This is a genomic window from Chryseobacterium echinoideorum (assembly GCF_007474535.1).
GTDB classification, from domain to species: Bacteria; Bacteroidota; Bacteroidia; order Flavobacteriales; family Weeksellaceae; genus Chryseobacterium; species Chryseobacterium echinoideorum.
Window position 1 is genome coordinate 38,519 of sequence record NZ_VKNW01000009.1, and the last position, 25,348, is coordinate 63,866.

The following is a 25,348-nucleotide window of genomic DNA, read 5'->3' on the forward strand; positions in this document are numbered from 1 at the left end:
TATGAGAAGTAATATCTTTGAGAAATTTATAGAATTAATCGGTTGGGTTCAAATATTTCTTTCTCCTTTCTTGATTGGAGCAGTCATTTCAGCAATAATATACTTTATGAATCCAAAAAGCGTCACTCTTATTATTGCCATTTTAATTCTTTTTTCAGGAGCTATTATTGGAGCAAAATTAGCATCTAAAATGTATCGAAGCCAAGAAGGGACTATTGGTTTTATTTCTAAAAAAGATTCAACGCCAGATATTGATAAAATGATAAATACAGAAAAATGATAACAGATAAAGAATTCACCTTAAGACTCATACGTCAGTTAACTCAAGCATTGGAAAAACTGATTTTAGACAAGCCTGAAGAAAGTTTAATGCAAAAAGAACTTGATTTTGATTCGTTAATGAAAGATATTTTCAAGTTTGATTTTGTGACCCTCTCTTCAAAAACAAAAGAAGAGATCATTGAAATCGTTCAGGAAAGACAAGAGCGTGATCACAAAGATTATTATGAAATGCTTGGAAATCTTTTCTATTACAACGGAAAAGTACTCAATAACAATGATTTTTTAGACAAGGCAAAAACCTTTTATGAGATTTATCTTAAAACCAGCGGTATTTTTGCACTCCCCATTATCAACAGGATCAGCGAAATAAAAAAAGCACTTGAATAAAGTGCTTTTGTATTTTTAGAAAGTTATATTATAGGTTCCAGTAGAAGATACTGACGCTTTTTCTGCTTTTACATATTTCTTTACCCAACCAACCGAAGTGGAAACTACGCAAGGATCTGAGGTTCCGCCTGATCTTCTTGCAGTGACTACATTTCCTGCTTTATCAACGGTGTATGCAATGGTGATTGATCCGCTTGCTGAGCAGTTATGACCAGGCTGTGTACCACCTCTTCCCATTGTTCCCGGAATATATCCTACCAATCTTCTGTCGATTCCTACTTTACTGTCCCCATTTCCGTCACCGCCTAAAGGGTCTCCGTTGTTGCCGATTCCGGTTCCGGTTCCCTGACTTCCGGATTTTGTGCCTCGTCCTTTAATCAGATTTCCGATTGCTGCAGTTCCTTTTCCATCCCCGCTTCCTGTTTTGGAATTGGTTGTGTTGGCTGAGCTTTTAGTGCTTTTTACCGTAGAACTTGCGGTAGATTTTTTATTTTTTTCCGAAACTTCTTTTTTGGGAACTGTAACTTTGGTATTATTTCCGGTAATGATTCTGTCTTTTGCCTCTGTTTTTTTTGATTCCGGTTTGGGATCCGGAGTAATAATCGTTTTAGGTTCAGAAGCCGAATTTTCTACGAGTTCATTGCTGTTTTCTATAGCTTGTGCAGCTAAACTCCCTTCCTGATTGGCGGGTTCATCAATGCCGGCTCCGTTTCTGTTGTCTCCAAAATTGACAAGCATTGTGGTAACAATTTCGGGTTCTTTTTCAGAAGGTTTAGGTTTCATTTTGTAGATGAAAACGAATAACAAAATGGCAGACCAGATCAGCACAGAAATTACCGCACTTTTGATTTTGTCTTTATTTTCTTCGTTTCTGTCTATAGTGTAACCTCTCATTTCTTATTCTTTTACCGTTGCAATAGCAATGCTCAGTTTATGTTTTTCGGCAATTTCCATTAGAAAAACAACGTCTTTATGCATCGTACTTTCATCTGCTCTTATGGTGAAAGATTTTGCAGATTTGTTTTGTAAATCACTTACGATAGTTTGCTCTACCAATTCCCGGCTTACAGGTCTGTCATCCACATAATAAGTGCCATCGGGTTTTACACTTACTGTCATCGGGTTGGGAATATTATTCTCCACACTTGCGGTTTGTGGCAACTTCACATCAATTGCACTTTGATTAGCCGCTGATGAGGTAATCATAAAGAAAATCAGCATCAGCAAGATAACGTCTGTCATCGCTGCTAAACTGAATTCCGGGTGTGCTTTATTTCTTCTCTGAATTTTCATCCCTTTTAATTATAAAGGTTTATTAATAATATCTAAAAATTCTCCCGATATATTTTGAGCTCTCAAAACAAATTTATCAATCTTCGTCAATAGAAGATTATAAAAAAAGTTGGCAGGAATTGCTACCGCCAAACCAACGGCTGTTTGTCCAAGTGCTGTGTAAATACCTTCTGAAAGTGTTTTTGGCGAAAAAGCTCCTTCAGAATGAGATAGATCAAAAAATGCAATAATCATCCCGATTACCGTTCCTAAAAGCCCTAACATCGGAGCAATACTGGGTACGGCAGCCAAAAGGTTGAGGTTTTTCTCCATATTGGCAACTTCGATCTGTGCCTGAGATTCCATTGCGCTGACAATATCAGAAACAGGTCTTCCCAGTCTTGAGATTCCTTTTTCCAGAATGCGGGATTCCGGGGAGTTTTGGGTTTTGCAATAATCTGCTGCAGCTTCTATTTTTCCGTCTCTTATGAAGTCTTCAATATTATTCATAAAATTAGAATCTGTTTTGGAAGCCATTCTTCTGATGAAGAAAAATCTTTCAAAAAAAAGATATACAGAGAAAACACCCAATGTAAGAACTGTTACCATCACGATTTTTGCGAAAGCACCACCGTGAAAGAGGATTTCCCAAAATGAAAATTCGGTTTTATTAATTGTAACAGCAGGCGTTGTTGCCTGTGCAAACAAAAGTTGTGTAAGTTCCGTTAGCAGCATTATATGATAATTTACAATAGTTTAAACGACAAAAATAAACGAATATTATCAGATTTTATCTTAAAATAAGCTTAAAAAATTATTTTTGAGAGTATTTTCCCTAAAAAGCAAATTTCTCTCCAAAATATTGAAAAGAAATTTATATTGTTTTAATAAGATTTATTTTTAGTCTTCGTCTACGATGATCTCATCCTGCTTAAATTCACATTTCATACGAAAAGGAAGAGGACTATCTGAGCCGGTGTAAAAATCATCTATTGTACCCTTCCAGATTACCTGAAGTTCGTTTTCGTCATTTTTTTCAAAACACAATTCATTATCATAGATAAAAGCGTCTTCATCATCAAATAAATCTACTTCTGTATAACTTTCTTCCTCAGAGTCATTGATGAGGAAAGTTTTGCCTTCAATCTCATCAGAATCTATCGGGAAATCGAAAATCTCCATAGAAATTTGAGGAAAATTGTATTGCAGCGAGTCATCATCTACATGATCCAGACTGTCATCTGTGATGATTTCTACTTCCAGTAAGTGTTTTTGATTACTATAAACAGCCTTGCAGTAAGAGCTTTTTATGTTGTATTTAAGTGTTTCGTCCGGATGGTAAATTTTTAAAATCCCTTTCATTATTTCTTAAAAAAAGAACAGTAATACGATGAGTGTTAAATGGTTCAGACAAAGATAGAAAAATGTGTGAATGTGAAAAATATTTTGAAATTTTTTTTATGAAATTCTGCGTAATAAAATCAATTTACATCCTGATATTGGTTATTTTTGTTTCTGTAATATTTAAAAAATAAATATGTATACAAAATCAGGGATAATGATTTTGATTACAGACCACTGTTAATATCAACTTCGTTCGGCTCAGGAAAGTTATTGTTGAACGAATAGTATATGAACATTAAATTAAAAATCAGCCTATGAAAAAGATTATAGTGAAAGCTGCACTGGGGATATTTATTGCACTGGGAATTTCTTCCTGCAAAAAATCAGATTCGCCCCTTACGAAAGTTACTCCTACAAATATTGATTCTATTGCCTCCAAATATTATGAGCAATATTTAAAACTTTATCCTTTAGAAGCCACTTCTCAAGGAGATTTAAGATACAATGATCAGTTGCCGGTTAATATTGACAAAGATTTTATTTCGGGTGAAATAGCATTTTACAATTCTGTGCTTACTCAGCTGAGAAATGTTGATTATAATACTCTTTCAGACGAAGATAAAGTGGTGTATGATGTTTTGGATTTTACACTGAATGATAAAATTGAAACTTTCGCTTATCATCCGGAGTACATTCCTTTTACGCAATTCGGAGGTTTGCCTTTGAGTTTTCCTTTATATGGAAGCGGACAGGGAAGTCAGCCTTTCAATACCGAAAAAGATTATGAAGACTGGCTCAAGAGAATGGAAAAGTTTCCCGACTGGATGAATGCCGCAACAGAGAATTTCAGAGAAGGAATCAACAATAAAATGGTTTTACCTAAAAAGCTTGTTGTAAAAATGATTCCCCAGATGAGATCAGAAGAAATTGTGACAACAGATATGGAAAAAAATATTTTCTACGGACCGATCAATAATTTCCCCAAAAGTTTTACTAAAGAGCAGAAAGAAAAGCTGACGAAACTTTACAGAGAGTCTATCTTAAAAAATATCATCCCGGCTTATCAAAAAATGGGAGATTTTCTTGAAAAGGAATATCTGCCAAAAGCAAGAGAAACTGATGGTTACAACAGTCTTCCTAATGGGGAAAATATTTATGCATTTTATGCTAAAAGCTGGACAACTACTGATAAATCACCCGAAGAAATCAATAAAATAGGATTGGGGCAAGTAGCAATGTTGCGTTCTGAAATGGAAAAGGTAAAGCAGCAGGTAGGTTTCAACGGAACATTAGAACAGTTTATTACATCGGTAAAAACAGATCCTAAAGCAATGCCTTACAAGACCTCCAAAGAAGTGTTGGATGGTTTTAACGGGATACTTGCTAAAATTACTCCTAAACTCAAAACGATGTTTAGCGTTACGCCTAAAACTAAATTTGAGATCAGACAGACCGAAAAATTCAGAGAAGCAAGCGCAAGTGCAGAATACATTCAGGGAACGCCCGACGGAAAACGCCCGGGAATATTTTATATGCCGCTTCCTGATCCTGCAAAATTCAATGTTACTTCCGGAATGGAATCTCTTTTTTTACATGAAGCAATTCCGGGACATCATTATCAGGTTTCTTTACAGCAGGAAAATACCAATCTACCAAAATTTATGAGATTCGGTTGGTTTGGAGCTTATGGAGAAGGGTGGGCTCATTATTGTGAAACTTTAGGTCCGGAATTCGGTCTGTATACAGATCCGTATCAGAAAATGGGATATTTGAGCGACCAGATGCTTCGTGCCGTTCGTCTTGTTGTGGATACAGGAATTCACACAGGTAAAATGACCAGAGAAGAGGCAATTACTTACTTTTTGAACAATATTGCCTATGACGAAGCCGGTGCAGTTGCAGAAGTTGAAAGATATATGGCAATGCCGGGACAGGCTTTAGGGTACAAAATCGGGTCTTTGAGAATAAGAGAACTGAGAGAAAAATATCAGAAAGAATTGGGAAAAAAATTCAGTCTGGCTAAATTTCATGATGAAATTCTGAATCAGGGATGTCTTCCTTTGGATGTTCTGAACAGAAAAATGGAACTTTGGGCGAAGAAGCAGAAATAATTAAATTAAAAATACAACGAAAAAAAATGTTTACAGTAGAGCAAATTGAAAAAGCACACCGCAAGGTAAAATCGGGAGCCGATTTTCCGGATTACATTAAAGAGATCAAAGAATTAGGAGTAAAATCTTTTGAAACATGGGTAAAAGACAGCCATACAGAATATTTTGGCGAAAATGGTTTCGCTACTAAGTCTGAACCTAAATATTCTGATCTGACAATTGAAAATCAAACGGATAAAGAGAAATTCATACAACAACTGAAAAGCCATCAAAGGGGAGAAACAGATTATAAGAAGTTTTGTGAAGACTGCGCCGAAACAGGAATTGAAAAATGGATTGTCGATTTGGGTCAGTTCACCTGTATTTACTACGACAAAGCCGGAAACGAAATTCTGGTAGAAGAAATACCTCATTAAAAATAGAAGTCACAAATTAATTTTTGTGACTTTTTAGTTTTACTTACACTTTAAATCAGCTCGTGGTAAAGACATTGTATTTCATTATATTTTTATTTTGGCTGTGTACTTTTTAAGTTGTAAATCTGAAAACAGTAATCAGAAAGAAAAACCTTATTTTTCGAACAGCATTTTCGTAATAAAATCTTTTTCTCCTTTTCCTCTTGCAGGCGAATATTCTCTTCCGTAAAAAATAATCTGAAGATGTAGTTTATTCCATACGTCCTCTTTCCAAAGGTTTTTGGCGTCTTTTTCGGTTTCTACGACGTTTTTGCCTGAAGTGAGTTTCCATTGCGTCATCAATCTGTGAATGTGCGTATCTACAGGAAATGCGGGAAATCCAAATCCCTGACTCATGACTACGGAAGCCGTTTTATGACCTACTCCCGGTAGTGCTTCCAGCTCTTCATAGGTTTGAGGAACCACTCCGTTGTGCCTTTCCAGGAGAAGCTCTGCCATTCTTTTCAGGTTTTTGGCTTTCGTATTAGAAAGCCCTATTTCTTTAATAAGCTCTTTGATCTGATATTCTTCCAGATTAGCCATTCTTTGCGGAGTTCCTGCAACAGCAAAAAGTTCCGGTGTAACCTGATTCACTTTTTTATCTGTTGTCTGTGCAGAAAGTGCTACGGCAACCATTAATGTATAAGGATCAGTATGATCCAGCGGAACAGGAACTTCCGGATATAATTTTTCCAGTTCGGTCTGAACCAACTCTGCTCTTTGCTTTTTTGTCATTGAAAACACTAAATTTGAACAAAAATAAATCATTATGCTGAAAGTAGGAGACCAATTACCACAATTTGAAGGAATAAATCAGAATGGAGAGCCGGTTAAATCAGAAAAACTGCTTGGAAAAAAGCTTGTTGTTTTCTTTTATCCAAAAGCAAGTACGCCGGGTTGCACAGCAGAAGCCTGCAGTTTGAGGGATCATTATTCTGAACTGAAGAACCAAGGTTATCAATTGCTTGGTGTAAGTGCAGACTCTGTGAAGAGACAGAAAAGCTTTAGTGATAAATATGAATTGCCTTTTGATGTCATTGCAGATGAGAACCATGATGTGATCGAAAAATTTGGAGTTTGGCAAATGAAAAAATTCATGGGCAGAGAATTTATGGGGATTGTAAGAACTACTTTTATCTTTGATGAAAAAGGGGTTTGTACACAGGTTATTGATAAAGTTCGAACAAAAGATCATGCAGCCCAAATTTTAGAAGGGTAATTTTTTCGAAGCATATAGTCTTTATACGTAAGAAACTTTATTTTTTCATTAATGATCAAAATCGGTATATCATTTTATGCAAATCAATTGATAAAATATTGATTTTATGATGAACTTTGATGATGACGATTATTATGAAAAACGCTTAACGAAAACTAAAAAACCCTTTCATAAAAAAATGAAAGGGTTTTTATCAATTAAATTGAGAGATTAGAGTATATATGATTATTTAAAATCTACCAGCTCAACATCAAAAATAAGTGTTGCTCCGGGAGGAATTACGTTTCCTGCTCCATTATCTCCATACGCAAGATCGGAAGGAAGATAGAATCTGTATTTAGCTCCTTTGCTCATAAGCTGTATTCCTTCTGTCCATCCGGGAATTACGCTGGATAGGTTGAGCTCAATAGGTTTTCCTCCATTTTTATCGGTAGAGTCAAAAACAGTTCCGTCCATCAGCTTTCCTGTATACATTACATTTGCCGTATTTGAAGCTGTTGGTTTTGTTTTGCCATCACCTTCTTTCAAAACTTCGTATTGCAGACCGGTTGCCGTAGTTTTTATATTTTTTTTCAGCTTGTTTTTAGCAAGAAAATCTGCTCCTGCTTTTTTGTTTTCTTCAGCTTTTACTTTGGCTTCGGCTTGTTTCTTTTCGTTTTGCTTTTGCATAAAGCCTTGCAGGAAAGTTCCCATTTCTTCTTTCGGGAAAAGTGCAGGTTTTTCGGTAAGAGCATCTTTGATGCCTTGTGCCAAAAGTTCTGCATCCGCAGGGAACCCCTGTCTTTTCATATTTTCTGCGATATCAAGACCGATATAATAGGAGGCTTTCTGCTCATCGGTATAAGATTTTTGCGCGAATACGAGGTTTGCTCCGGTAAGAAGAGCTAAGGTAAATAAGGTTTTTTTCATTGTTGAGATATAAATATATTTTGCGAATTTAAGATTTTGTAACGGAATACGTGATAAGAATATTTATTTGTATTTTATTCTGTTTCGTAATACATCAGTTCTTTTGTGTCATTCGGGATGGTAACCATTTTTTTGAACTTTAAACCCAGTTTTTCAATAAGTTTTCTGGAAGAAAAATTGTCTTTAGTTGTAATGGCTGAAATTTTTTTTAACCCAAAATCACTCATTCCTACTGAGATGATCTTTTGTGCAGCTTCAAACATCAGACCTTTGCCTTCGAACTTTTCAAGCACGGAAAAACCAATATCCATCACATCCAGACCTTCTCTTTCAAATATTCCTACCCCGCCAATTTTATGATTTCCTTCTTTTAAAATAATGAGATAATTCCCAAAGCCCAGCTTCTCAAATTGAGGTAAAAATTTAGATTGAATATAAGTCTCTGCATCACCAACAGTAAGTATATTTCTGTTTCCGATATATTGGATGAAAGAAGGCATATTATACAACTCAAAAATAAAATCGGCATCTTCCAGAGACATAGGACGAATGAGAAGTCTCTCGGTTTCGTAAAAATTATCTTCTTTTTTTAGCAGACTGTTTTGATGGTTCATCTTTTGGTTCTTCTTTCTTTTCTAATTTTAAAAGTCTTGGGTTGTTTTTGCAGTTTTTAGTATACACTTCCATATACGATCCGTGGTCTTCTACATTCGAAATCTTTCCTGTCGCCTTGCTGACTGTTAATGTATAATGGGTCTTCTGGTAAGGACATTCGGTTGAGGTAACTTTACCCAAATCCAGATAGTAATTGTTTTTGTCTTCGTAATGATTGGCTGCAACATCTACAAACTGCTCATCTATCATATATCCTTCCAGAACAGCAGATAAGGCAGCCTCATCTACATTGTTTACCTTTCCGATGAAGCCTTTAAGGTCTTTAATATCAGTAATGTAAGTTATTTGATCACCTTTTCCTGAAACGATATAAAAGAAGCTGTTTTCTCCCGGTCTCAGACTAAATCCTGAAAACTGCGGAGTATAATCTTTTTTTGTCCCGGAAACTTTTATTTCTTTATTTCTTCCGTAGCTGTTATGTACCAAAACCCAGAAATCTGCTGTTTGGTGATCAGGTGAAATTTTAGATAAAACTCCTTCCACGTTGACGAATTTTTTCTTCTCCTGAGAAAAAGAAAATATCCCAAGAAATAAGAAAACAGAAAAAAAAGTACTTTTATATAATGTCATAGCTTTGGAAATTCGACACAAATCATGCCATATTTTACATATATTTTTCGCCTTTTTTGAGGCTTTTCAGATCTAAAACATAGTCTTTAATCTGCTGATCGTGTTCTCTGGGGCAGATTAAAAGAACTTTGTCTGTATCTACAACGATAAAATCCTTCAATCCGTCTATGACGACAGCTTTATTATTTTTAATATGAATAATATTTCCCTTAGAATCGTAAGTGAGGGCAGTTTTGATGTTAATTGAATTATCATGTTGATCCTTTTCGCTGTTTTCGAAAACAGAAGTCCAAGTTCCTAGATCGCTCCATCCTAAATCCGCAGGAATCACATACACATTTTTCGCTTTTTCTAAAATTCCGTTGTCGATAGATATTTTCTGGATTTTAGGGTAAATGAGCTCAATACAGCTGGTTTCATTGACCGCATTGTATTCACACACGGTAAACTGCTGTGTCATTTCCGGAAGAAAATTTTCAAAAGCTTTTTGAATAGATTGTACATTCCAGATAAAAATCCCGGCATTCCAAAGAAAATCACCACTTTCAAGGAAACTTTTGGCAATTTCCAGAATTGGCTTTTCGGTAAATGTTTTTACTTTATAATAATCTGAATTTTTCGTTTCTACAAACTGGATATATCCATATCCTGTATCAGGTCTTGTTGGGGTAATTCCTAGTGTTACCAGGTAATCGTTTTTGGAGGCTATTTCAAAAGCCAGCTTTACTTTTTCAAGGAAAGTTTCTTCTTTTAAAATTAAGTGATCTGCCGGTAAAACAATCATCGTTGCTTCAGGATTGATCTCTGCGATTTTATTTGCCATATAAAGATTGCAGGCTGCGGTGTTTTTCATAAGTGGTTCTCCCACAATGTTTTGTTCCGGAATTTCCGGCAGCTGCTGATGAGAAATCGCCGTGTACTCTTTATTGGTAATTACAAAAATATTCTCGTTAGGAATAATCTTGCTGATTCTGTCATAGGTCTGCTGGATCATGGTACGACCCGTTCCTAAAATATCCTGAAACTGTTTTGGAAATTTCTGTGTGCTTAAAGGCCAGAATCTGCTCCCGATTCCTCCCGCCATTATCACGCAGTATTGATCTGATTTCGACATATTTAACTGCATTTTATCACTCTCGCCAAAGGTCTGAAAGAATACTTTCTTCCCGTAGCCAGATGAATACAAAGATAGTTCTTTTTAATCAGACCCTGCAAAACGTATTTTCCGCTTCTGTATATAAAATGATCCCCACTTTTAAGCTCATGGATATATACTGAACCATCATCTTCATTTCTCATGTCAAAATACTGTACCAATTCAGGACTTGCCATAAAATTGGCTTTTGGAGCATTAGAAAAATTAGCAATGAAAGGTTTTAAATCTTCTGAATAAACATCAATGCTTTCTAAAAGCATAAGGCGGAAAGTTTGTTTCCATTCGGTACCATGAGGAGCTATTTTACGACCATATTTTTCAAAGGCGATGAGATGAGCCAGCTCATGAGTAAGCACAAAAAAGAAAAGCTGTGGAGAAAGGGTAGAGTTGATGGTAATTTCGTGAGACTGATCTTTCAGTTTTCTGTAATCTCCAAGCTTTGACTCTCTGTTTCTTGTTATTTTAATATGAATATAATGATCTGAAAACCATTTTTTTAAATATGGAAGAGTGTTCTCGGGTAAATAATTTTGTAAAGACTGAACAGACATTTTACAAGCTTAGCGGAATTCCTGCATAGAAATTCAATAATTTTAAACTGAAAATATAATTATATTTTGCCTGTTCCACAGAACCCTGTGCATTAGCGTAATTGTTTCTTGCAATATTAAGATCATAAATAGTTGTACGTCCCGCTGCATAGCTTTTATCTGCAAAATCCATTGCCAGTTTTGTGCTTTTCTCGGCTTCTACTGCGGCAAGATATACCTCATAATTGGCATCTACATCAAACTGAGCTTGCTGTACATTTTGTCTCACAGCTTGTTTTTGCTGTTCCAAAGCATTTTTAGCAATAAATTCGTTGATCTTTGACTGTTCTACCTGAAGTTTGGTAATTCCTTTATTAAAAATTGGAATGTTGAGATTGATTCCGCCCTGTTGCCCGAAATTATCCTTATATTGTTGAAAAAGACTTCCCTCTTTCACATAGAATAAACTGCTTCCGACATTATTGGTATTCAAAAGGTTGTTATAAAATGTTCCAATGCCAATGCTTGCGGTTAATGTTGGCCAGAAAGCTGTTTTTGTAACTTCTGTCTGAGCTTCTGCAGACTTTATTCTGCTTTGTGCGGCCTTTACCTGTGGTTGTGTTTCATAAGCTGTTTCCAGAACATCATCTGTCGAAATAAGCTGCGGACTCAATGTTTCGGAAATTTCCACATCTTCCACATCAAAATCTTTATATTCTTTAAGCTGAAGAAGCTGCGCTAAAGCAAATAGACTTCTGTCTACATTGATTTCGGCAGTTTTCAGGTTTTGTTTTTCTCTTGCCCATGCTGCTTCTGCTTCTGCAACAATAGTTTGCGCTGTAGTTCCAACTTCCGTAGTGATTTTTGCTCTGTCGTATTGTTTCTTAGCGTTTTCTGTTGCACTTAGAGCGATTTTCACAATCTCTTTATTGAGCAAGGTAGTTAAATATTGTCTTGCAATCTGAAGCGAAATATCATTTTTAATTGTTTCAATATCATACTGGCTGGCTTCTACATCGAACTCTGTTTTCCTTATTGTTTTTTCCAGTCTTCCGTTGTTAAAAATCAAAACATCTGCTCCAATATTTATATTATTGCTGAATCTGTCGTTTCTGATACTTCCCGTTCCTAAAGATGCCTGTCCGAAACTCACATTGTTTCCCATATTTGCACTTACAGATGGGAGATAGTTTTTCTGAGCAATTTTCAGATTGGTATCCTGTATTTGTTTTGAATATTCATTTTGAATTACCTGAAGGTTGTGTTTCACGGCATAATCTACACACTCCTTCAGAGACCATTTTTCCTGAGCACTTATTCCGGCAAAGGATAATCCTAAAATAATCGTCAAAACTTTTTTCATACGTAGATGTTTATTTTTTTAAAGGTCATATATATTCGCCAACATTTACAGGGATTTTTGCTTCAAAATTTGCAATGGCGATTTAATGATGAAATATTTATTCTTTTCAAATTACACAAACTCATTCATAGGTGTGTTTGTATTGGCTTTCCTCCATTAGACGAAGAGAACGGAAAAAAGTTACAAAAAACAAAAAATATTGTTTCAGAATAATAAAAGATTTGAGAATTTTGCATTATGACAAACGAACAGTATCAGGAAGCGGTAGAGTGGCTTTTTGTGCAGGCTCCGAATTATCAGATTGATGGTGAAAAAGCTTATAAGCCAGGATTGGATAATATCAGGAAACTGTGTGCTTTTTTCGGAAACCCGCAGGATAAAATAAAATGCGTTCATATTGGCGGAACCAACGGTAAGGGGTCTACAAGCAATATGCTGGCTTCGGTTCTTCAGGAGTCGGGTTACAAGACAGGATTGTATAACTCGCCTCACCTTATTGATTTTACCGAAAGAATCAAAGTAAACGGTAAAAATTGTGACAAACAGTTTGTGGTTGATTTTATTCAAAAACTGCAGCATCTACCAGAGGATATTCAGCCTTCTTTTTTTGAATTTACCACCATCATGGCATTCGAATATTTTTATCGTCAGAAAGTTGATTTTGCTATTATTGAGGTAGGTTTGGGCGGAAGGTTAGATTCTACAAATATTATTACACCTTTAGTTTCCGCAATTACCAATGTTCAGCTTGATCATCAGAATATTTTGGGGAATACTATTGAAGAAATAGCTTTTGAAAAGGCGGGAATTATTAAAAATAATATTCCTGTAATTTTTGGAGACGATAATGAAGTGGTTAAGAGTATTATTAAAGCTAAAGCTGAAAAAGAAAATTCTCTATTAATTGATGCAACGCACATAGAGGCAGATTTAAAATCAGATCTGGAAGGAAGCTATCAGGTGAAAAATATCAAAGTTGTTTTAGCACTGATTGAAGAATTAAAGAAGTTGGGCGTACTTATTTCTGAACAAAACATTGAAAAAGGATTGCTGAATGTTCAGAGAAACACGGGTTTTATCGGAAGGTGGTTTGAGTTTTCAAAAAATCCGCTTATCATCTGCGATACCGGACACAATCAGGCGGGATTGGAGTATGTTTTTCAACAGTTGGAAAATATTGATAAACACAAGCATGTTATTTTGGGTTTTGTGAATGACAAAAAAATAGATGAGGTGATGGCTTTGCTACCTGAAAATTCCAGGTTTTATTTTGCTAAACCAGCCATTCATCGCGGTCGTCATCCAAAAGACTATGAAGATTTACTATTGAAGACAAAAATTAATTATAAAATTTTTGATTCTGTGCAGGAAGCCTATCTTTCTGCAAAACAAGATTGTAGGGAATCAGAAATGATTTTTGTTGGTGGAAGCAACTTTGTAGTGGGAGAATTTTTAGAAAAAAATTTGGAGATTTCTAAATAAGTCGTATATTTGCACCACTCTAATCGAGAAAACAGCGACAAAGAGGGTTCTTAGCTCAGTTGGTTCAGAGCATCTGGTTTACACCCAGAGGGTCGGGGGTTCGAATCCCTCAGGACCCACAGAAAAGGAAACGAAACCTTTCAAAAAAATTCGGGTTCTTAGCTCAGTTGGTTCAGAGCATCTGGTTTACACCCAGAGGGTCGGGGGTTCGAATCCCTCAGGACCCACAGAAATCTCTCTTTTTTAAGGGAGATTTTTTTTATTTCATTACCCTTAAAAGCAATCCCAGCTTATATAAATCTAAAAACCGTAGATTTGGATTAGTCGACAAAAGATTCCTCTTAAAACTATTTTCAAAAACAGATAAAATTGCAGATACAGCAAATTTCAAAATACCAATACCAGAGATCAACTGATAGGTTTTTACAATTTTTATTTCAGATAATTTTGAGTTGAATGTTTCGTCTTTCAGTAAAATAGTGAGATTTTCCACAGATTCTTCCACCTTTTTCAGGTAAATTTCATTAGATTCAATATCGTTATTTAAAACCGGGTTTTCAATATGATTAATCGGAATATGGAGCGCTTTTAAATCCATGGCAAAAATCAGATCTTCATAACCATATTTATAAAGAGAAGTGTTGAATTGTACTTGTTCAAAAATTTTTCTGCTGATTACAAAATTATTGGTCTGAAAACTTAAATAAGGCTTTTTCTCTCTTTCAGTTAAAGACAGATTTTCTCTTTCAGAGGCAAATTTCCATCTTAAAATATACTGTGGAGAAGTTAGTTTTTGCACTGCAGTTCTTCCTCCGTAAATAACTGAAGAGGTAGTGTTTAAATTTAAAAATTCAAAATAATTTTTCAAAAAATTTTTAGAAACCAATTTTCCGTCACAATCCAGAAAAAGCAGGTAATCACCATTTGCATATTGTAAAAACAGATTCCTTATTTTAGATCTTCCAATATTTTTTTCAAGAAAAACTGACTGATCACAGAGTTGAGAGATTTCCTTATTGATTTGTTTGAATTGAGAGCCAGATGCGTCATCTATAAGAATAATTTCTGCATTAAGAGCATCTTTTTCAATTTGATGTTTCAGATCCGTAATCAGTTCTCGCACATCAAAATTATAGATGGGAATGCATACAGAGATCTTCATCAGTTATATTTTTTCTAAAATCTGCTGAATGCTGATCTCTCCAAGACAAGCCCAATCTCCACGGAAACATTCTTTATCTCCGAAAACCGAACACGGTCTGCAGCTGAGATCATTGATTTGTACTGTATCATCTTCGCTCTGTCCAAACCCTAAAAAACCCGCAAAAGGATGCGTAGATCCCCAAATGGAAACACATCTTGTTCCTACAACGCTTGCTAGGTGCATATTAGCAGAATCCATAGAGATCATCACTTCAAGTTTTGAAATTCTATCAAGCTCTTCCGAAAGACTTAGTTTCCCTGCGAGACTTTTAGTATTCGGAATCTGCTGTTCCCATTGTTCTAGGGTTTCAATCTCTTTTTTACCGCCGCCAAAAAAATAAATTGTATTTTTTTCAGAAAGAATTTTTACCAGTTCAAATGACTTTTCTAAAGGCAGCATTTTTCCTTGGTGCTGGGCAAATGGCGCAAAGCCAATTCCGGATTTTTTTTCTGAACTGGGGCGAAGCTGATGTGAAAGCTCTATTTGGAAACCCATTTCCCGGAAAACATCCGCATACCGTTCCGTTGTTTTTTTAAGACGAAATTTATTCAGATTCCAGATGTCGGTAAGCTCTTCTTTTTCTTGTTTTCCTTTATTGATTTTGAAAACTTTAAAACCTTTTCTGGTGTATATTTTATTCAAAATTTTGGTGCGGATTACATCATGCAAATCTGCGACATAATCTGGCTTGTACAGATGGATTAATTCTTTAGCAAGCCTTCTTACTCCAAAAAAACCTTTATAATCGTCAACATCAATTCCGTGGAATGTAACATTCGGAATATCAGTAAACAAGCGTTCGAAATTCTTTCTGGAAACCATCACGATTTCTACATCAGGATTCTGTTCCAAAAACTCTCTGAAAACAGGAACGGTCATGGCGACATCTCCAAATGCTGAAAAACGGTATGCTAAAATTCTGGTCACGCTTTATGATTTCAATTGATAAGCAACTGCGTAAAACTTAATCTGTTTGGTCATTGCCATCAATCCGTTGGCTCTGGAAGGCGACAAAAATTCCTGCAGACCGATTTGTGAAATAAAATCAAAATCAGAATCCAGAATTTCCTGTGTAGAATGACCACTGTAAATGCTGATGAGAAGAGAAACAATTCCTTTAGGCAAAATACCGTCCGAATCTGCATCGAAAAACAATTTTCCGTCTTTAAAGTCAGCATCAATCCACACTTTGCTTTGGCAGCCTTTAATTAGATTTTCGTCTGTTTTTTTATCATCAGCAAGCCCTTTCAGTTCTTTTCCGAGATCAATAATATACTCATATTTCTGTTCCCAGTCTTCCAGAAAGGCAAACTCGTCAATGATTTCCTGCTGTTTTTCTTTGATGGTCATATTTGGTTGGTTTCTTTTTGCAAAGATACTATTTTTAGAGTTTTTATTCTGATGAGCATCTTGGAGTTTATCTCCTTGAATGCTTCTGTTTTATTTCTTACTTTTACCATCCCAATTTTAAGACAGATTCCATGGCAAAAGCGGCGAAAAAAGAAACTCCTTTAATGACACAATACAATACCATCAAGGCGAAATATCCTGATGCACTTTTGCTTTTCAGAGTGGGAGATTTCTACGAAACGTTCGGTCAGGATGCCGTGAAAACTTCCCAGATCCTGGGAATTGTTTTAACGAAAAGAGCCAACGGAGAAGGACACATAGAATTGGCAGGATTTCCGCATCATTCTGTAGATTCTTATCTTCCAAAACTAGTAAGAGCCGGGATGAGAGTGGCTATCTGCGACCAGCTGGAAGATCCAAAATCGGTAAAAGGAATTGTGAAACGCGGTGTTACAGAACTGGTAACTCCAGGAGTAACATTTAATGACCAGGTTCTGACTTCCAAAAAAAATAATTTTCTTCTTTCGCTTCATAAAGAAAAAGAAAAATACGGAATCGCTATGGTAGATGTTTCTACCGGGGAATTTTTGGTTAGTGAAGGAAATCTTGAAAAGTTGCTTCACATTGTCAGTACTTTCGACCCTAGCGAGATTATTTATCAGCGTAGCGTTCAGATCCCTGAGCAACTTAAGAATAAGAATGTTTTCAAACTGGAAGATTGGGCTTATCAGTACAATTTTGCCTACGAAAAACTGACAAATCATTTCAAAACCAATTCATTAAAAGGTTTTGGAGTAGAAAGTTCACAACTGGCAATTACAGCTGCAGGAGCTATTTTTGCTTATCTTGTAGAAGATACCCATCATAATCTGCTCTCGCATATTACCAAAATCCAGATCATTCCGCAGGAAGATTACCTGATGATGGATCATTTTACGCTGAGAAATCTGGAAATTGTTTATCCCAGTAATCCGAAAGGGAAATCTCTTTTAGATATTATTGATAAAACTTCCACACCAATGGGAGGAAGACTGTTGAGGAGAAGAATTATCCTGCCTTTAAAGTCTGTAAATGAAATTTCCAGAAGACTTTCTCTGATTGATTTCCTTAACGAAAACGACCAGCTTAAATATGAAATTTCAATTTTATTGCGTTCCATTTCAGATTTAGACCGATTGATGGGAAAACTGGCGGCTGAAAAAATTTCACCGAAAGAATTAGGTTATCTTCGGCAGAGTTTAATCAATATTCAGAAAATTAAAGAATTGATCCATCCTCATGCAGATGTTTTGGCATGGCTTGAACCTTTAAATAATTTAGAAGAACTTATTCTTTTGCTCGAAAACCACCTGAATGAAGAGCTTCCGGTGAATCTTGCCAAAGGAAATGTGATCAAAGAAAATATTTCTGAAGAGCTAGATCATTTGCGAGGACTTCAAAGCAAAGGAAGGGGGTTTCTGGACGAAATGTGCCAGAGAGAAATCGAAAGAACCGGAATTTCCAGTCTGAAAATAGACTTCAACAATGTTTTCGGCTATTTTATTGAGGTAAGGAATACCCATAAAGATAAAGTTCCTGCGGAATGGTTGCGAAAACAAACCTTGGTAAATGCGGAGCGGTACATCACCGAAGAGCTGAAAGAATACGAAAATCAGATCTTAGGAGCGGAAGAAAAAATAAGTGTTCTGGAAAACGAACTCTATCGTAAGGTTTGCAGCGATACGATGATTTATATAGATAAAATTCAGGAAAACTCTAATATTATTGCTCAGCTTGATGTTGCTGTCGGATTATCTGAACTCGCTGTATCTGAAAGTTATACTAAGCCTATTCTCAACGAAAGTTTTGCGATTGATCTGAAAGAAGCAAGACATCCGATCATCGAAAATGCACTTCCTTTAGGCGAAAAATATATTCCAAATGATATTTTCTTAGATAAAGATTCTCAGCAGATTATTATGGTGACCGGGCCCAATATGGCAGGTAAATCGGCAATTCTTCGGCAGACGGCAATTGTTTGTTTATTGGCTCAGATCGGAAGTTTTGTGCCTGCAAAATACGCCGAAATAGGAATTTTAGATAAAATTTTCACAAGAGTAGGAGCCAGTGACAATATTTCTGCAGGAGAATCAACTTTTATGGTGGAAATGAATGAAGCTGCCAATATTCTGAATAATATTTCTGAAAGAAGTTTGATTTTATTAGACGAAATCGGGCGCGGAACCTCTACATATGATGGAGTTTCTATTGCGTGGGCAATCGCAGAATACCTTCATCAGCATCCTACTCAGGCTAAAACTTTATTTGCCACCCATTATCATGAGCTCAACGAAATGACAGTGAATTTTGAGCGAATCAAAAATTTTCACGTTTCTATTCAGGAGAATAAAGGAAATATTATTTTTCTGAGAAAACTGATTCCCGGTGGAAGCGAACACAGCTTCGGGATTCATGTGGCAAAGTTGGCGGGAATGCCTTCCAAAGTTGTCAACAGAGCGAATGAAATTTTGAAAACTCTTGAAGCAAGCCGTTCTCAAAATGGTTCTTCAGAAAACATTAAAAGAGTGACGGAAGAAAATATGCAGCTTTCTTTTTTTCAGCTGGATGACCCCGTTCTGGAAAATATCAGAGAAGAATTAACAAAAATCGATATCAATACTTTGACACCGATTGAAGCTTTGATGAAATTGAATGCGATTAAAAAGATGATCGGGAAATAACTTTTTTATAGGGAGGAGTTTAATATTTTTTAGAAACCAGCGGAAAGTAATATAAATATCTTACAGACTCACCATTCAGCTTTGCAGGTTTCCATCGCTCAAAAATTCTTCTCATTCCCATTTCTGCTTCTTTAGCGTGTTTTTTATTGGTTCCGACTGCGGTTACATTTCTCACATAGCCATTTTTTTCAACAATGAAATACAGTCTGGTGTCTATTTTTTCTTTATGTTTTAAATCTAAAGTCTGGATATTTTCGAAATATTTTTTGTGAAAAGCTTTCATTCCTCCCGGAAATTCGGGTAATTCATCTACTTTTGTAACCACGCCCTTCATATCCAATTTTGTTTTTATAAATTCAAGGTCAGGAATCTCTGAGAGACTGACGGGTTGATTTTTTTGCGTGTTTGTTTCGCTTACATTCGAAGAATTGTTTGTTTGTGCAAAATATAACGTGCTGAAGGTTATTGCTAAAAGCGGAAAAAATTTTTTCATAATAGTGAAATATTTATCTCTGTGTTTAATTTTGTTTAACAAAATTTGTTCCATTATATTAGAAACATTTTTGCTAATTTTGAGTATGAAGAAATTACTTGTTTTAATTGTTCTTTTTTGCAGCGGTTCTTTTTTGATTTCACAAAATAAAAAATTTATTAGTGATGTTCCTCTTATTCAATATGAACTTCTTCAGGATAAAATCAAAGAGAACAAAGATGTCTTACTGGTTCTTAATTTTTGGTCGACTACTTGTGCTCCTTGCGTGAAAGAACTCCCGGATTTTATAGAAATCAATAATAAATTCAGTGGTAAAAAGAATTTTAAAATGCTTTTGGTTTCTCTTGACAGAGCAAAAGATAAAGAAAAAGTCATACGATTTATTGAGAATAAAAATCTGACAGCCGAAGTTATCATTTTAGATGATATTAAGAGAATGAACACATGGATTCCTGCTTTTGAAGAAAAATGGGAGGGCAATATTCCTGTGACGATTATCTATAAAAATTCAGAAAAAATACATTTTAACGATGGGGAAATGTCAAAAGAAGAGTTGGAAAGAATTATCGAAAAAAATTTGAATTAACTACAAACAAAACTTTATAATAATTACGAAAATATGAAAAATCTAAAATTTTTAGTAACGCTGATCGCAGTCTTCAGTATCAGTACCCTTTCTTTTGCTCAAAAAGCAGCAGCAAAAAAAGAAACAACAGAAAAAAGCACGTCAAAGAAAGGATATCAGATTGGAGATATAGCCACAGATTTTAGGCTGAAAAATATCAACGGAAAAATGGTCTCACTAAGTGATTTTGATAATGCAAAAGGTTTTATTGTCATTTTTACCTGTAATCATTGTCCATATGCGAAAAAATACGAAGAAAGGATCATTGAGCTAGATAAGAAGTTCAAGGAAATGGGGTATCCTGTAATTGCCATAAATCCTAATGATCCTAATGTACAGCCGGAAGACAGCTACATCAATATGATAGAAAGAGCAGCAGAGAAAGGTTTTACATTCCCTTATCTTCTGGATGAAGAACAGAAAGTTTTTCCGCAGTATGGAGCGACAAAAACACCGCATGTTTTTGTACTGCAAAAAGATGGCGAGAGAAATATTGTAAAATACATAGGAGCAATTGATAATAATTATGAAAATCAGGATGATGTTTCTGAGCGATATGTCCAGGATGCAGTGTATGCTTTGGCAAACGGACAGGAGGTGAAAACTTCAAAAACAGTAGCTATTGGATGTTCAATAAAAGTAAAAAAATAGAATTGATATGATTTCGGCGGCCTTTGGCCGCCGAAATTTATATTTTTCCTGTGAGAATTATTAATCACAGATAATACATATAAAAAACAAGTGGATAAAGAAGAATTGCCATTTCGGTTTGATTATAAATATTTTCTGGCTACTATTTTAATATTCCTAACAGAAGTTTTAATTGCCACCGTCTTAAAAGATAATTTTTTTATCAGAGCTTATCTCGGAGATGTAATCGTAGTGATGTTGCTTTATACGTTTGTAAAAAGCTTTTTTACGGTAAACGATACAAAACTCATCTTGGGAATTTTTGCCTTTTCCTGTGTTGTTGAATTTGCCCAATATTTTAATGTAGCCGAAAAATTAGGCTTCCAACCGGGAAGCCTAATGTATATTGTGATCGGAAATTCTTTTTCCTGGGTTGATATTGCGTGTTATGCTGCAGGATGTTTGCTGCTTTATTTATTGGTAAGATTAAGGAAGTGAAAATTATCTTCCAAATTTGGCATATTGTCTTCTGCATATTGATTTTCAGAATCAGTCAAAAAAATGTCCAAATGCTGTTATCAAAAGGATTTTTGAAGTATTTAAGATGTTTTTTGGGGCGCAAACATTTAATCAATATTTATTGTGATGGGTAGTTTAAACCTAAACCGGTATTCCGTTAAGTTTTGCAGGCTTCCATTTGGTTTTTGATATTTTTTTCAGAGTACGTGCCATTTCCTTATTCATTGACTTATTGGCACCAATCGTTGTAATTTCGGTAATTGAACCTTGCTGATCTATAACAAATCTCACTTCTGATTTTATCTGTCCTTTACCCGCTACCTTTTCTATCTTGAAAGTTTCAGTAAATTTTTTTCGAAAAGCATTCAATCCACCCGGATATTCTGCCTTGTCCGCAAGGTTTTCGTAAACTGTATTTTTCAGTACTTTCTTTTTCCTGATTCTGTATTACCTCCTGAGAAAACAAGGTCATAGAACCTAGGAATGCCAATAGAATAAACGTTTTTTTCATAAATATTTTTAGTTTAAATTCAAATCCTGCGCAATCAGCCAAGCCTCACTCCAGCAAGCCTGAAAATTAAAACCACCAGTTACGGCATCAATGTTTAAAACTTCCCCTGCAATATAGAAATTCTGAAGAATTTTCGAAGACATATTTTTAAAATTAATTTCCTTTAAATCTACACCACCTGCTGTTACAAATTCATCTTTAAAAGTCGATTTTCCGGTTACATTAAATTTCTTTTTGCATAAATTTTCCACAACTGTCTGCATTTCTTTTCCTGAAATTTGTGCGACTTGTTTGTTTAAATTAATATTTGAAACTTCTAAAACTCTTTGCCAGAAACGATTTGTTACATCAAAAATTTTCGCTTGTCCTATAGTTTTTTTAGGGTTGGATATTTTAAAATTCTGAAACAGTTCTTCTGCTTCACCCATGTCTTTTGAGATAAAATTTACTTCAATCTCAAAATTGTATTTCACTTTTGCCAAATTAATTGCTTCCCAAGCCGAGATTTTAAGAATTGCAGGTCCCGAAAGTCCCCAATGTGTAATTAATAATGGTCCGCTTTCTTCAGTTTTCAGTTTTGGAATAGATGTTTCTGCCACTTCGAAACTCGTTCCTGCCAAATCTTTCAGCAGCGGATCTTTAATATTGAAGGTGAAAAGAGAAGGAACTAAATCAATGATTTTATGTCCTAAATTTTGAATCATTTTTAAAGATTTCGGGGAACTTCCTGTTGTATAAATTACGAAATCAGTTTCAAAATCGCCTAAACTTGTTTTTACTATATATTTTTCATTCAGTTTTTCAATTTCTTTTACCGAACATTTGGTTTTTACTTCAACATTTTTCTGTTGAATTTCATTCAGAAAAGTATTGATAATGGTCTGCGAAGAATTGCTTTCAGGAAAAACTCTATTATCATTTTCGATCTTTAACGAGATTTTTCGGTTTTCAAACCACTCCATTGTATCTCCCGGCTGAAATTTGGTGAATACACTTAGCAATTCTTTGTTTCCGCGTGGGTAAAACTGTACCAGTTCTCTCGGATCAAAACACGCATGGGTAACATTACAGCGTCCGCCTCCCGAAATTTTTACTTTCTGAAGAACATCTGAATTTTGTTCCAGTATCGTGATTTTATATTTCTTTTCGTCCAGATTTGCAGCGCAGAAAAAACCTGATGCACCACCCCCGATAATGATTATTTGCTTCATAAATTAGTAATCTTATGCTGAAGATTATTTTTGCAAAACTACAATTTTTATAAACCATCTTATTTGAGTAATTTTGAGGAATATAATTTCATAAACTTTGAGACAAAAATCTTAAAAGTATCAGATACTTATATGTCTATATTTTAAAACAAATTTTTAAATGATATTCTACCATAAATTCGAAGTTCGTTGGAGTGATCTTGATGCCAACAAGCATTTAGCAAATTCATCTTATGTTCAGTACTGTGCGCAAACCAGAATGGCTTTTATGAAGCAGGAAAAAATGGGCGTTACCCAAATGAGCCGATGGGGAATTGGCCCGGTGATTATGCATGAAAGATTTTCTTTTTTTAAAGAAATATTTGCAGATCAGACCGTGATTGTAAGTCTGGAAATTGATGCCTGTGCTGAAGATTCTTCTATTTATCGTTTTGTGCACAAATTTTATCTTCCCGATGGTTCGCACTGTGCTACAGCAGAAGCAACCGGCGTGTGGATTGATACGATGCTGAGAAAAATGACAACGCCACCGGATGATGTGGTAGAAGCAATCAATAAATATAAGTCTCCTGAAACAGTGGTCTTAACAAAAGAAGATTTTAAAAAACTTCCTTTCCGTCCGGAAAATATTGATCCGCAAGCGTTCAATGTATAAACTCAAAGTGCAAGATTTAAAGCTGGTAAAACATCTATCATCTAACTTTCTGCATCCAACAATAATAATTAAAATTTATGTTTGAAGATAAAAATCCACAACTAACACCGATTTCGAAATTAGGAGAATTCGGATTGATAAAGCATTTAACGGAATTTTTTCCTTTATCCAACGAATCTTCTGAGGTTGGAGTAGGAGATGATGCTGCAGTAGTCAATCCCGGAAACAAAAAAGTAGTTTTAACAACCGATGTTTTGGCAGAAGGGGTTCATTTCAATTTAGGATATGTTCCGTTGAAACATTTAGGCTACAAAGCGGTGGTGGTAAACCTAAGTGATATTGCAGCAATGAATGCAACTCCAACACAGATTTTGGTTTCTTTGGCAGTTTCCAACCGTTTTCCCGTGGAAGCTTTAGAAGAAATTTACGCTGGAATTCAGGCTGCCTGTGGAAGATATAAAGTAGACTTAATTGGCGGAGACACAACAAGCTCCAATTCCGGTTTGGTGATGAGCATTACAGCAGTTGGAATCGAGAATGAAGAAAATATTGTGAAAAGAAATGGTGCGAAACCCAACGACTTACTTGTCGTAACAGGTGATTTGGGGGGAGCGTATATGGGACTTCAGGTTTTGGAAAGAGAACATGCTGTTTTCTTGGCGGATCCCAATATGCAGCCTGAAATGGAAGGCTTCGACTATATTTTGGAAAGACAATTGAAGCCGGAAGCAAGAACAGATGTCAAAGGAATTTTGGAACAATTGGACATCAAGCCAACGTCTATGATTGATATTTCAGACGGTTTGGCTTCGGAAATTCTGCATCTATCTGATCAGTCAAAAGTTGGTTTCAGATTGTATGAAGAGAAAATTCCGATGGATAACTTAACGATTACTACAGCGGATGATTTTAATCTGAATCCTGTAATGACAGCTTTAAGCGGTGGAGAAGATTACGAATTACTATTCACAATTTCGCCGAATGATTTTGATAAAATAAAAAACCATCCAGATTTTACCATCATCGGTCATGCTGTTGAAAAAGAAGACGGGAATCTTATGGTGGCAAGAGGTTCTAATCAATTGGTTGCGTTGACGGCGCAAGGGTGGGATGCCTTTTTAGGCAATCAAAAAGAAGATTAAAAAAAAATTATTTAATTTTAAATATTGTAAACCGCTGCAATTTTGTAGTGGTTTTTGTTTTAAATAATTAATTTGCAATTGAAAAATCGGTTGATGAAATTGTTAATTTATGCTCTTTTCTTATTCATTATGTCTTGTCAAGGAATCAATCAAAATGATGTTTATGGCAAGTATTCGCCCATGTCATATAAAAACACTTTTGATACATTAATTATTAAAAAAGAAGGTAAATATAGAAGGGTGGTTTATGATAAAATGGAAACAAAACTTTTAGATTATGAGTCTACATATAGTTTAGAGGGTAATTTAATTAATTTTGATAGTTTCTATTTTAATCTAGATAAAGATTTAGTTGCTTTCCCAAATGATGTTAAAGATGTTGATATGACTTTTACAACATATTTTGAAGAAATTGATGGAAATGTAAGCCTTTGTTTTGGCTATCATGAAGGAGAAAATTGCTATAAAAAAAATATAGTGTTAGATAAATAAAAAATCCAGCTCAAAAATGAACTGGATTTCGACTTATATTT

Annotated in this window: 31 protein-coding genes and 2 tRNA genes; 15 read left to right on the forward strand and 18 right to left on the reverse strand. The window is 35.2% G+C overall.

The features are described from left to right. Position 1: 1 nt before the first annotated feature. Both FOL89_RS12375 and FOL89_RS12380 read left to right on the forward strand, forming a co-directional pair. Positions 2–280: a hypothetical protein gene (locus FOL89_RS12375; RefSeq protein WP_144283116.1), complete on the forward strand. Its 279-nt coding sequence runs from the start codon at positions 2–4 to the stop codon at positions 278–280. Continuing rightward, positions 277–669, forward strand: coding sequence for a hypothetical protein (locus FOL89_RS12380; RefSeq protein WP_144283117.1), 393 nt, complete (start codon positions 277–279; stop codon positions 667–669). Before FOL89_RS12375 ends, FOL89_RS12380 begins: the two co-directional genes overlap by 4 nt. A 15-nt stretch (positions 670–684) precedes the next feature. Here the strand turns inward: FOL89_RS12380 and FOL89_RS12385 are convergent, their stop codons facing one another. The 4 genes from FOL89_RS12385 to FOL89_RS12400 all read right to left on the reverse strand — a co-directional run bounded on the left by FOL89_RS12385 (position 685) and on the right by FOL89_RS12400 (position 3,303). After that, positions 685–1,563, reverse strand: coding sequence for a ferric siderophore ABC transporter substrate-binding protein (locus FOL89_RS12385; protein ID WP_144283118.1), 879 nt, complete (start codon positions 1,561–1,563; stop codon positions 685–687). A 3-nt stretch (positions 1,564–1,566) separates the two neighbouring features. Continuing rightward, the gene (locus FOL89_RS12390; protein WP_144283119.1) at positions 1,567–1,962 is read right to left on the reverse strand and encodes an ExbD/TolR family protein; all 396 of its coding nucleotides are present in this window, start codon (positions 1,960–1,962) and stop codon (positions 1,567–1,569) included. Positions 1,963–1,971: 9 nt separating this feature from the next. Continuing rightward, positions 1,972–2,676 (reverse strand): MotA/TolQ/ExbB proton channel family protein, encoded by a 705-nt coding sequence (locus FOL89_RS12395; protein ID WP_143882984.1) that lies wholly within the window; start codon positions 2,674–2,676, stop codon positions 1,972–1,974. A gap of 165 nt (positions 2,677–2,841) precedes the next feature. Next, a complete protein-coding gene (locus FOL89_RS12400) occupies positions 2,842–3,303 on the reverse strand; it encodes a hypothetical protein (protein WP_144283120.1) in 462 nt (153 codons plus the stop codon). Positions 3,304–3,599: 296 nt separating this feature from the next. On the opposite strand from FOL89_RS12400, the gene FOL89_RS12405 reads away from it, so the two are divergent. Together FOL89_RS12405 and FOL89_RS12410 are read left to right on the forward strand one after the other, a co-directional pair. Further along, entirely contained in the window at positions 3,600–5,396 is a 1,797-nt protein-coding gene (locus FOL89_RS12405) for a DUF885 domain-containing protein (RefSeq protein ID WP_144283121.1), read from the forward strand. 26 nt (positions 5,397–5,422) lie between these two features. Continuing rightward, positions 5,423–5,812 carry a DUF1398 domain-containing protein gene (locus FOL89_RS12410; protein ID WP_144283122.1) on the forward strand — a complete coding sequence of 130 codons (390 nt, stop codon included), beginning with the start codon at positions 5,423–5,425 and terminating at the stop codon, positions 5,810–5,812. Between the two features lie 153 nt (positions 5,813–5,965). Here FOL89_RS12410 and FOL89_RS12415 read toward each other — a convergent pair whose 3' ends face one another. Beyond that, positions 5,966–6,586, reverse strand: a complete 621-nt coding sequence (locus FOL89_RS12415) for an endonuclease III domain-containing protein (RefSeq protein WP_144283123.1) — start codon at positions 6,584–6,586, stop codon at positions 5,966–5,968. A gap of 34 nt (positions 6,587–6,620) precedes the next feature. Between FOL89_RS12415 and bcp the strand changes: the two genes are divergently transcribed. Next, on the forward strand, positions 6,621–7,070 hold the full coding sequence (gene bcp / locus FOL89_RS12420; RefSeq protein ID WP_144283124.1) for a thioredoxin-dependent thiol peroxidase: 450 nt from the start codon (positions 6,621–6,623) through the stop codon (positions 7,068–7,070). A 225-nt stretch (positions 7,071–7,295) separates the two neighbouring features. On the opposite strand, the gene FOL89_RS12425 is transcribed toward bcp, so the two are convergent. From FOL89_RS12425 to FOL89_RS12450, 6 genes are all read right to left on the reverse strand, one after another. Next, on the reverse strand, positions 7,296–7,979 hold the full coding sequence (locus FOL89_RS12425) for an FKBP-type peptidyl-prolyl cis-trans isomerase (protein ID WP_144283125.1): 684 nt from the start codon (positions 7,977–7,979) through the stop codon (positions 7,296–7,298). 74 nt (positions 7,980–8,053) lie between these two features. Then, positions 8,054–8,593, reverse strand: coding sequence for a GNAT family N-acetyltransferase (locus FOL89_RS12430; RefSeq protein WP_144283126.1), 540 nt, complete (start codon positions 8,591–8,593; stop codon positions 8,054–8,056). Then, positions 8,556–9,224 carry a hypothetical protein gene (locus FOL89_RS12435; RefSeq protein WP_144283127.1) on the reverse strand — a complete coding sequence of 223 codons (669 nt, stop codon included), beginning with the start codon at positions 9,222–9,224 and terminating at the stop codon, positions 8,556–8,558. The genes FOL89_RS12430 and FOL89_RS12435 overlap by 38 nt, the downstream gene beginning before the upstream one ends. A gap of 34 nt (positions 9,225–9,258) precedes the next feature. Next, positions 9,259–10,338: a mannose-1-phosphate guanylyltransferase gene (locus FOL89_RS12440; protein ID WP_228444911.1), complete on the reverse strand. Its 1,080-nt coding sequence runs from the start codon at positions 10,336–10,338 to the stop codon at positions 9,259–9,261. 2 nt (positions 10,339–10,340) lie between these two features. Further along, positions 10,341–10,931 carry a SprT-like domain-containing protein gene (locus tag FOL89_RS12445; RefSeq protein WP_144283128.1) on the reverse strand — a complete coding sequence of 197 codons (591 nt, stop codon included), beginning with the start codon at positions 10,929–10,931 and terminating at the stop codon, positions 10,341–10,343. 1 nt (position 10,932) lies between these two features. Beyond that, on the reverse strand, positions 10,933–12,273 hold the full coding sequence (locus FOL89_RS12450) for a TolC family protein (protein ID WP_144283129.1): 1,341 nt from the start codon (positions 12,271–12,273) through the stop codon (positions 10,933–10,935). A 237-nt stretch (positions 12,274–12,510) separates the two neighbouring features. Between FOL89_RS12450 and FOL89_RS12455 the strand changes: the two genes are divergently transcribed. From FOL89_RS12455 to FOL89_RS12465, 3 genes are all read left to right on the forward strand, one after another. Further along, the gene (locus tag FOL89_RS12455) at positions 12,511–13,755 is read left to right on the forward strand and encodes a bifunctional folylpolyglutamate synthase/dihydrofolate synthase (RefSeq protein ID WP_144283130.1); all 1,245 of its coding nucleotides are present in this window, start codon (positions 12,511–12,513) and stop codon (positions 13,753–13,755) included. A 44-nt stretch (positions 13,756–13,799) separates the two neighbouring features. Continuing rightward, positions 13,800–13,874, forward strand: a tRNA-Val gene (locus tag FOL89_RS12460). A 33-nt stretch (positions 13,875–13,907) separates the two neighbouring features. Next, positions 13,908–13,982: transfer RNA gene (locus FOL89_RS12465), tRNA-Val, on the forward strand. 32 nt (positions 13,983–14,014) lie between these two features. Here FOL89_RS12465 and FOL89_RS12470 read toward each other — a convergent pair. From FOL89_RS12470 to FOL89_RS12480, 3 genes are read right to left on the reverse strand one after another with little or no spacing between them, the layout of a single operon-like run. Then, positions 14,015–14,917, reverse strand: a complete 903-nt coding sequence (locus tag FOL89_RS12470) for a glycosyltransferase family 2 protein (RefSeq protein ID WP_144283131.1) — start codon at positions 14,915–14,917, stop codon at positions 14,015–14,017. 3 nt (positions 14,918–14,920) lie between these two features. Next, positions 14,921–15,886, reverse strand: coding sequence for a glycosyltransferase family 9 protein (locus tag FOL89_RS12475; RefSeq protein WP_228444912.1), 966 nt, complete (start codon positions 15,884–15,886; stop codon positions 14,921–14,923). 3 nt (positions 15,887–15,889) lie between these two features. Further along, positions 15,890–16,309, reverse strand: coding sequence for a SufE family protein (locus tag FOL89_RS12480; RefSeq protein WP_144283132.1), 420 nt, complete (start codon positions 16,307–16,309; stop codon positions 15,890–15,892). 131 nt (positions 16,310–16,440) lie between these two features. On the opposite strand from FOL89_RS12480, the gene mutS reads away from it, so the two are divergent. Next, the gene (mutS, locus tag FOL89_RS12485; protein WP_144283133.1) at positions 16,441–19,029 is read left to right on the forward strand and encodes a DNA mismatch repair protein MutS; all 2,589 of its coding nucleotides are present in this window, start codon (positions 16,441–16,443) and stop codon (positions 19,027–19,029) included. A gap of 19 nt (positions 19,030–19,048) precedes the next feature. Here the strand turns inward: mutS and FOL89_RS12490 are convergent, their stop codons facing one another. Next, complete coding sequence (locus FOL89_RS12490; protein WP_144283134.1) at positions 19,049–19,522, reverse strand: hypothetical protein; 474 nt, start codon at positions 19,520–19,522, stop codon at positions 19,049–19,051. An 85-nt stretch (positions 19,523–19,607) separates the two neighbouring features. Between FOL89_RS12490 and FOL89_RS12495 the strand changes: the two genes are divergently transcribed. The 3 genes from FOL89_RS12495 to FOL89_RS12505 all read left to right on the forward strand — a co-directional run bounded on the left by FOL89_RS12495 (position 19,608) and on the right by FOL89_RS12505 (position 21,275). Further along, complete coding sequence (locus FOL89_RS12495; RefSeq protein ID WP_144283135.1) at positions 19,608–20,108, forward strand: TlpA family protein disulfide reductase; 501 nt, start codon at positions 19,608–19,610, stop codon at positions 20,106–20,108. A gap of 33 nt (positions 20,109–20,141) precedes the next feature. Next, positions 20,142–20,798: a thioredoxin family protein gene (locus FOL89_RS12500; protein ID WP_144283136.1), complete on the forward strand. Its 657-nt coding sequence runs from the start codon at positions 20,142–20,144 to the stop codon at positions 20,796–20,798. A 90-nt stretch (positions 20,799–20,888) separates the two neighbouring features. Continuing rightward, positions 20,889–21,275, forward strand: a complete 387-nt coding sequence (locus FOL89_RS12505) for a ribosomal maturation YjgA family protein (protein WP_228444913.1) — start codon at positions 20,889–20,891, stop codon at positions 21,273–21,275. Between the two features lie 162 nt (positions 21,276–21,437). Here FOL89_RS12505 and FOL89_RS17580 read toward each other — a convergent pair whose 3' ends face one another. From FOL89_RS17580 to FOL89_RS12510, 3 genes are read right to left on the reverse strand one after another with little or no spacing between them, the layout of a single operon-like run. Further along, positions 21,438–21,665 (reverse strand): energy transducer TonB, encoded by a 228-nt coding sequence (locus tag FOL89_RS17580; protein ID WP_185146976.1) that lies wholly within the window; start codon positions 21,663–21,665, stop codon positions 21,438–21,440. Next, on the reverse strand, positions 21,637–21,807 hold the full coding sequence (locus tag FOL89_RS17585) for a hypothetical protein (RefSeq protein ID WP_185146977.1): 171 nt from the start codon (positions 21,805–21,807) through the stop codon (positions 21,637–21,639). Before FOL89_RS17585 ends, FOL89_RS17580 begins: the two co-directional genes overlap by 29 nt. An 8-nt stretch (positions 21,808–21,815) precedes the next feature. Next, complete coding sequence (locus FOL89_RS12510) at positions 21,816–23,018, reverse strand: BaiN/RdsA family NAD(P)/FAD-dependent oxidoreductase (protein ID WP_144283137.1); 1,203 nt, start codon at positions 23,016–23,018, stop codon at positions 21,816–21,818. Between the two features lie 160 nt (positions 23,019–23,178). Here FOL89_RS12510 and FOL89_RS12515 point away from each other — a divergent pair, with 160 nt between their 5' ends. The 3 genes from FOL89_RS12515 (at position 23,179) to FOL89_RS12525 (ending at position 25,307) form a co-directional block, all read left to right on the forward strand. Continuing rightward, positions 23,179–23,673, forward strand: coding sequence for an acyl-CoA thioesterase (locus FOL89_RS12515; protein ID WP_144283138.1), 495 nt, complete (start codon positions 23,179–23,181; stop codon positions 23,671–23,673). A 77-nt stretch (positions 23,674–23,750) separates the two neighbouring features. Next, complete coding sequence (thiL, locus tag FOL89_RS12520) at positions 23,751–24,815, forward strand: thiamine-phosphate kinase (RefSeq protein ID WP_144283139.1); 1,065 nt, start codon at positions 23,751–23,753, stop codon at positions 24,813–24,815. A gap of 93 nt (positions 24,816–24,908) precedes the next feature. Then, a complete protein-coding gene (locus FOL89_RS12525) occupies positions 24,909–25,307 on the forward strand; it encodes a hypothetical protein (protein WP_144283140.1) in 399 nt (132 codons plus the stop codon). Positions 25,308–25,348: the final 41 nt, after the last annotated feature.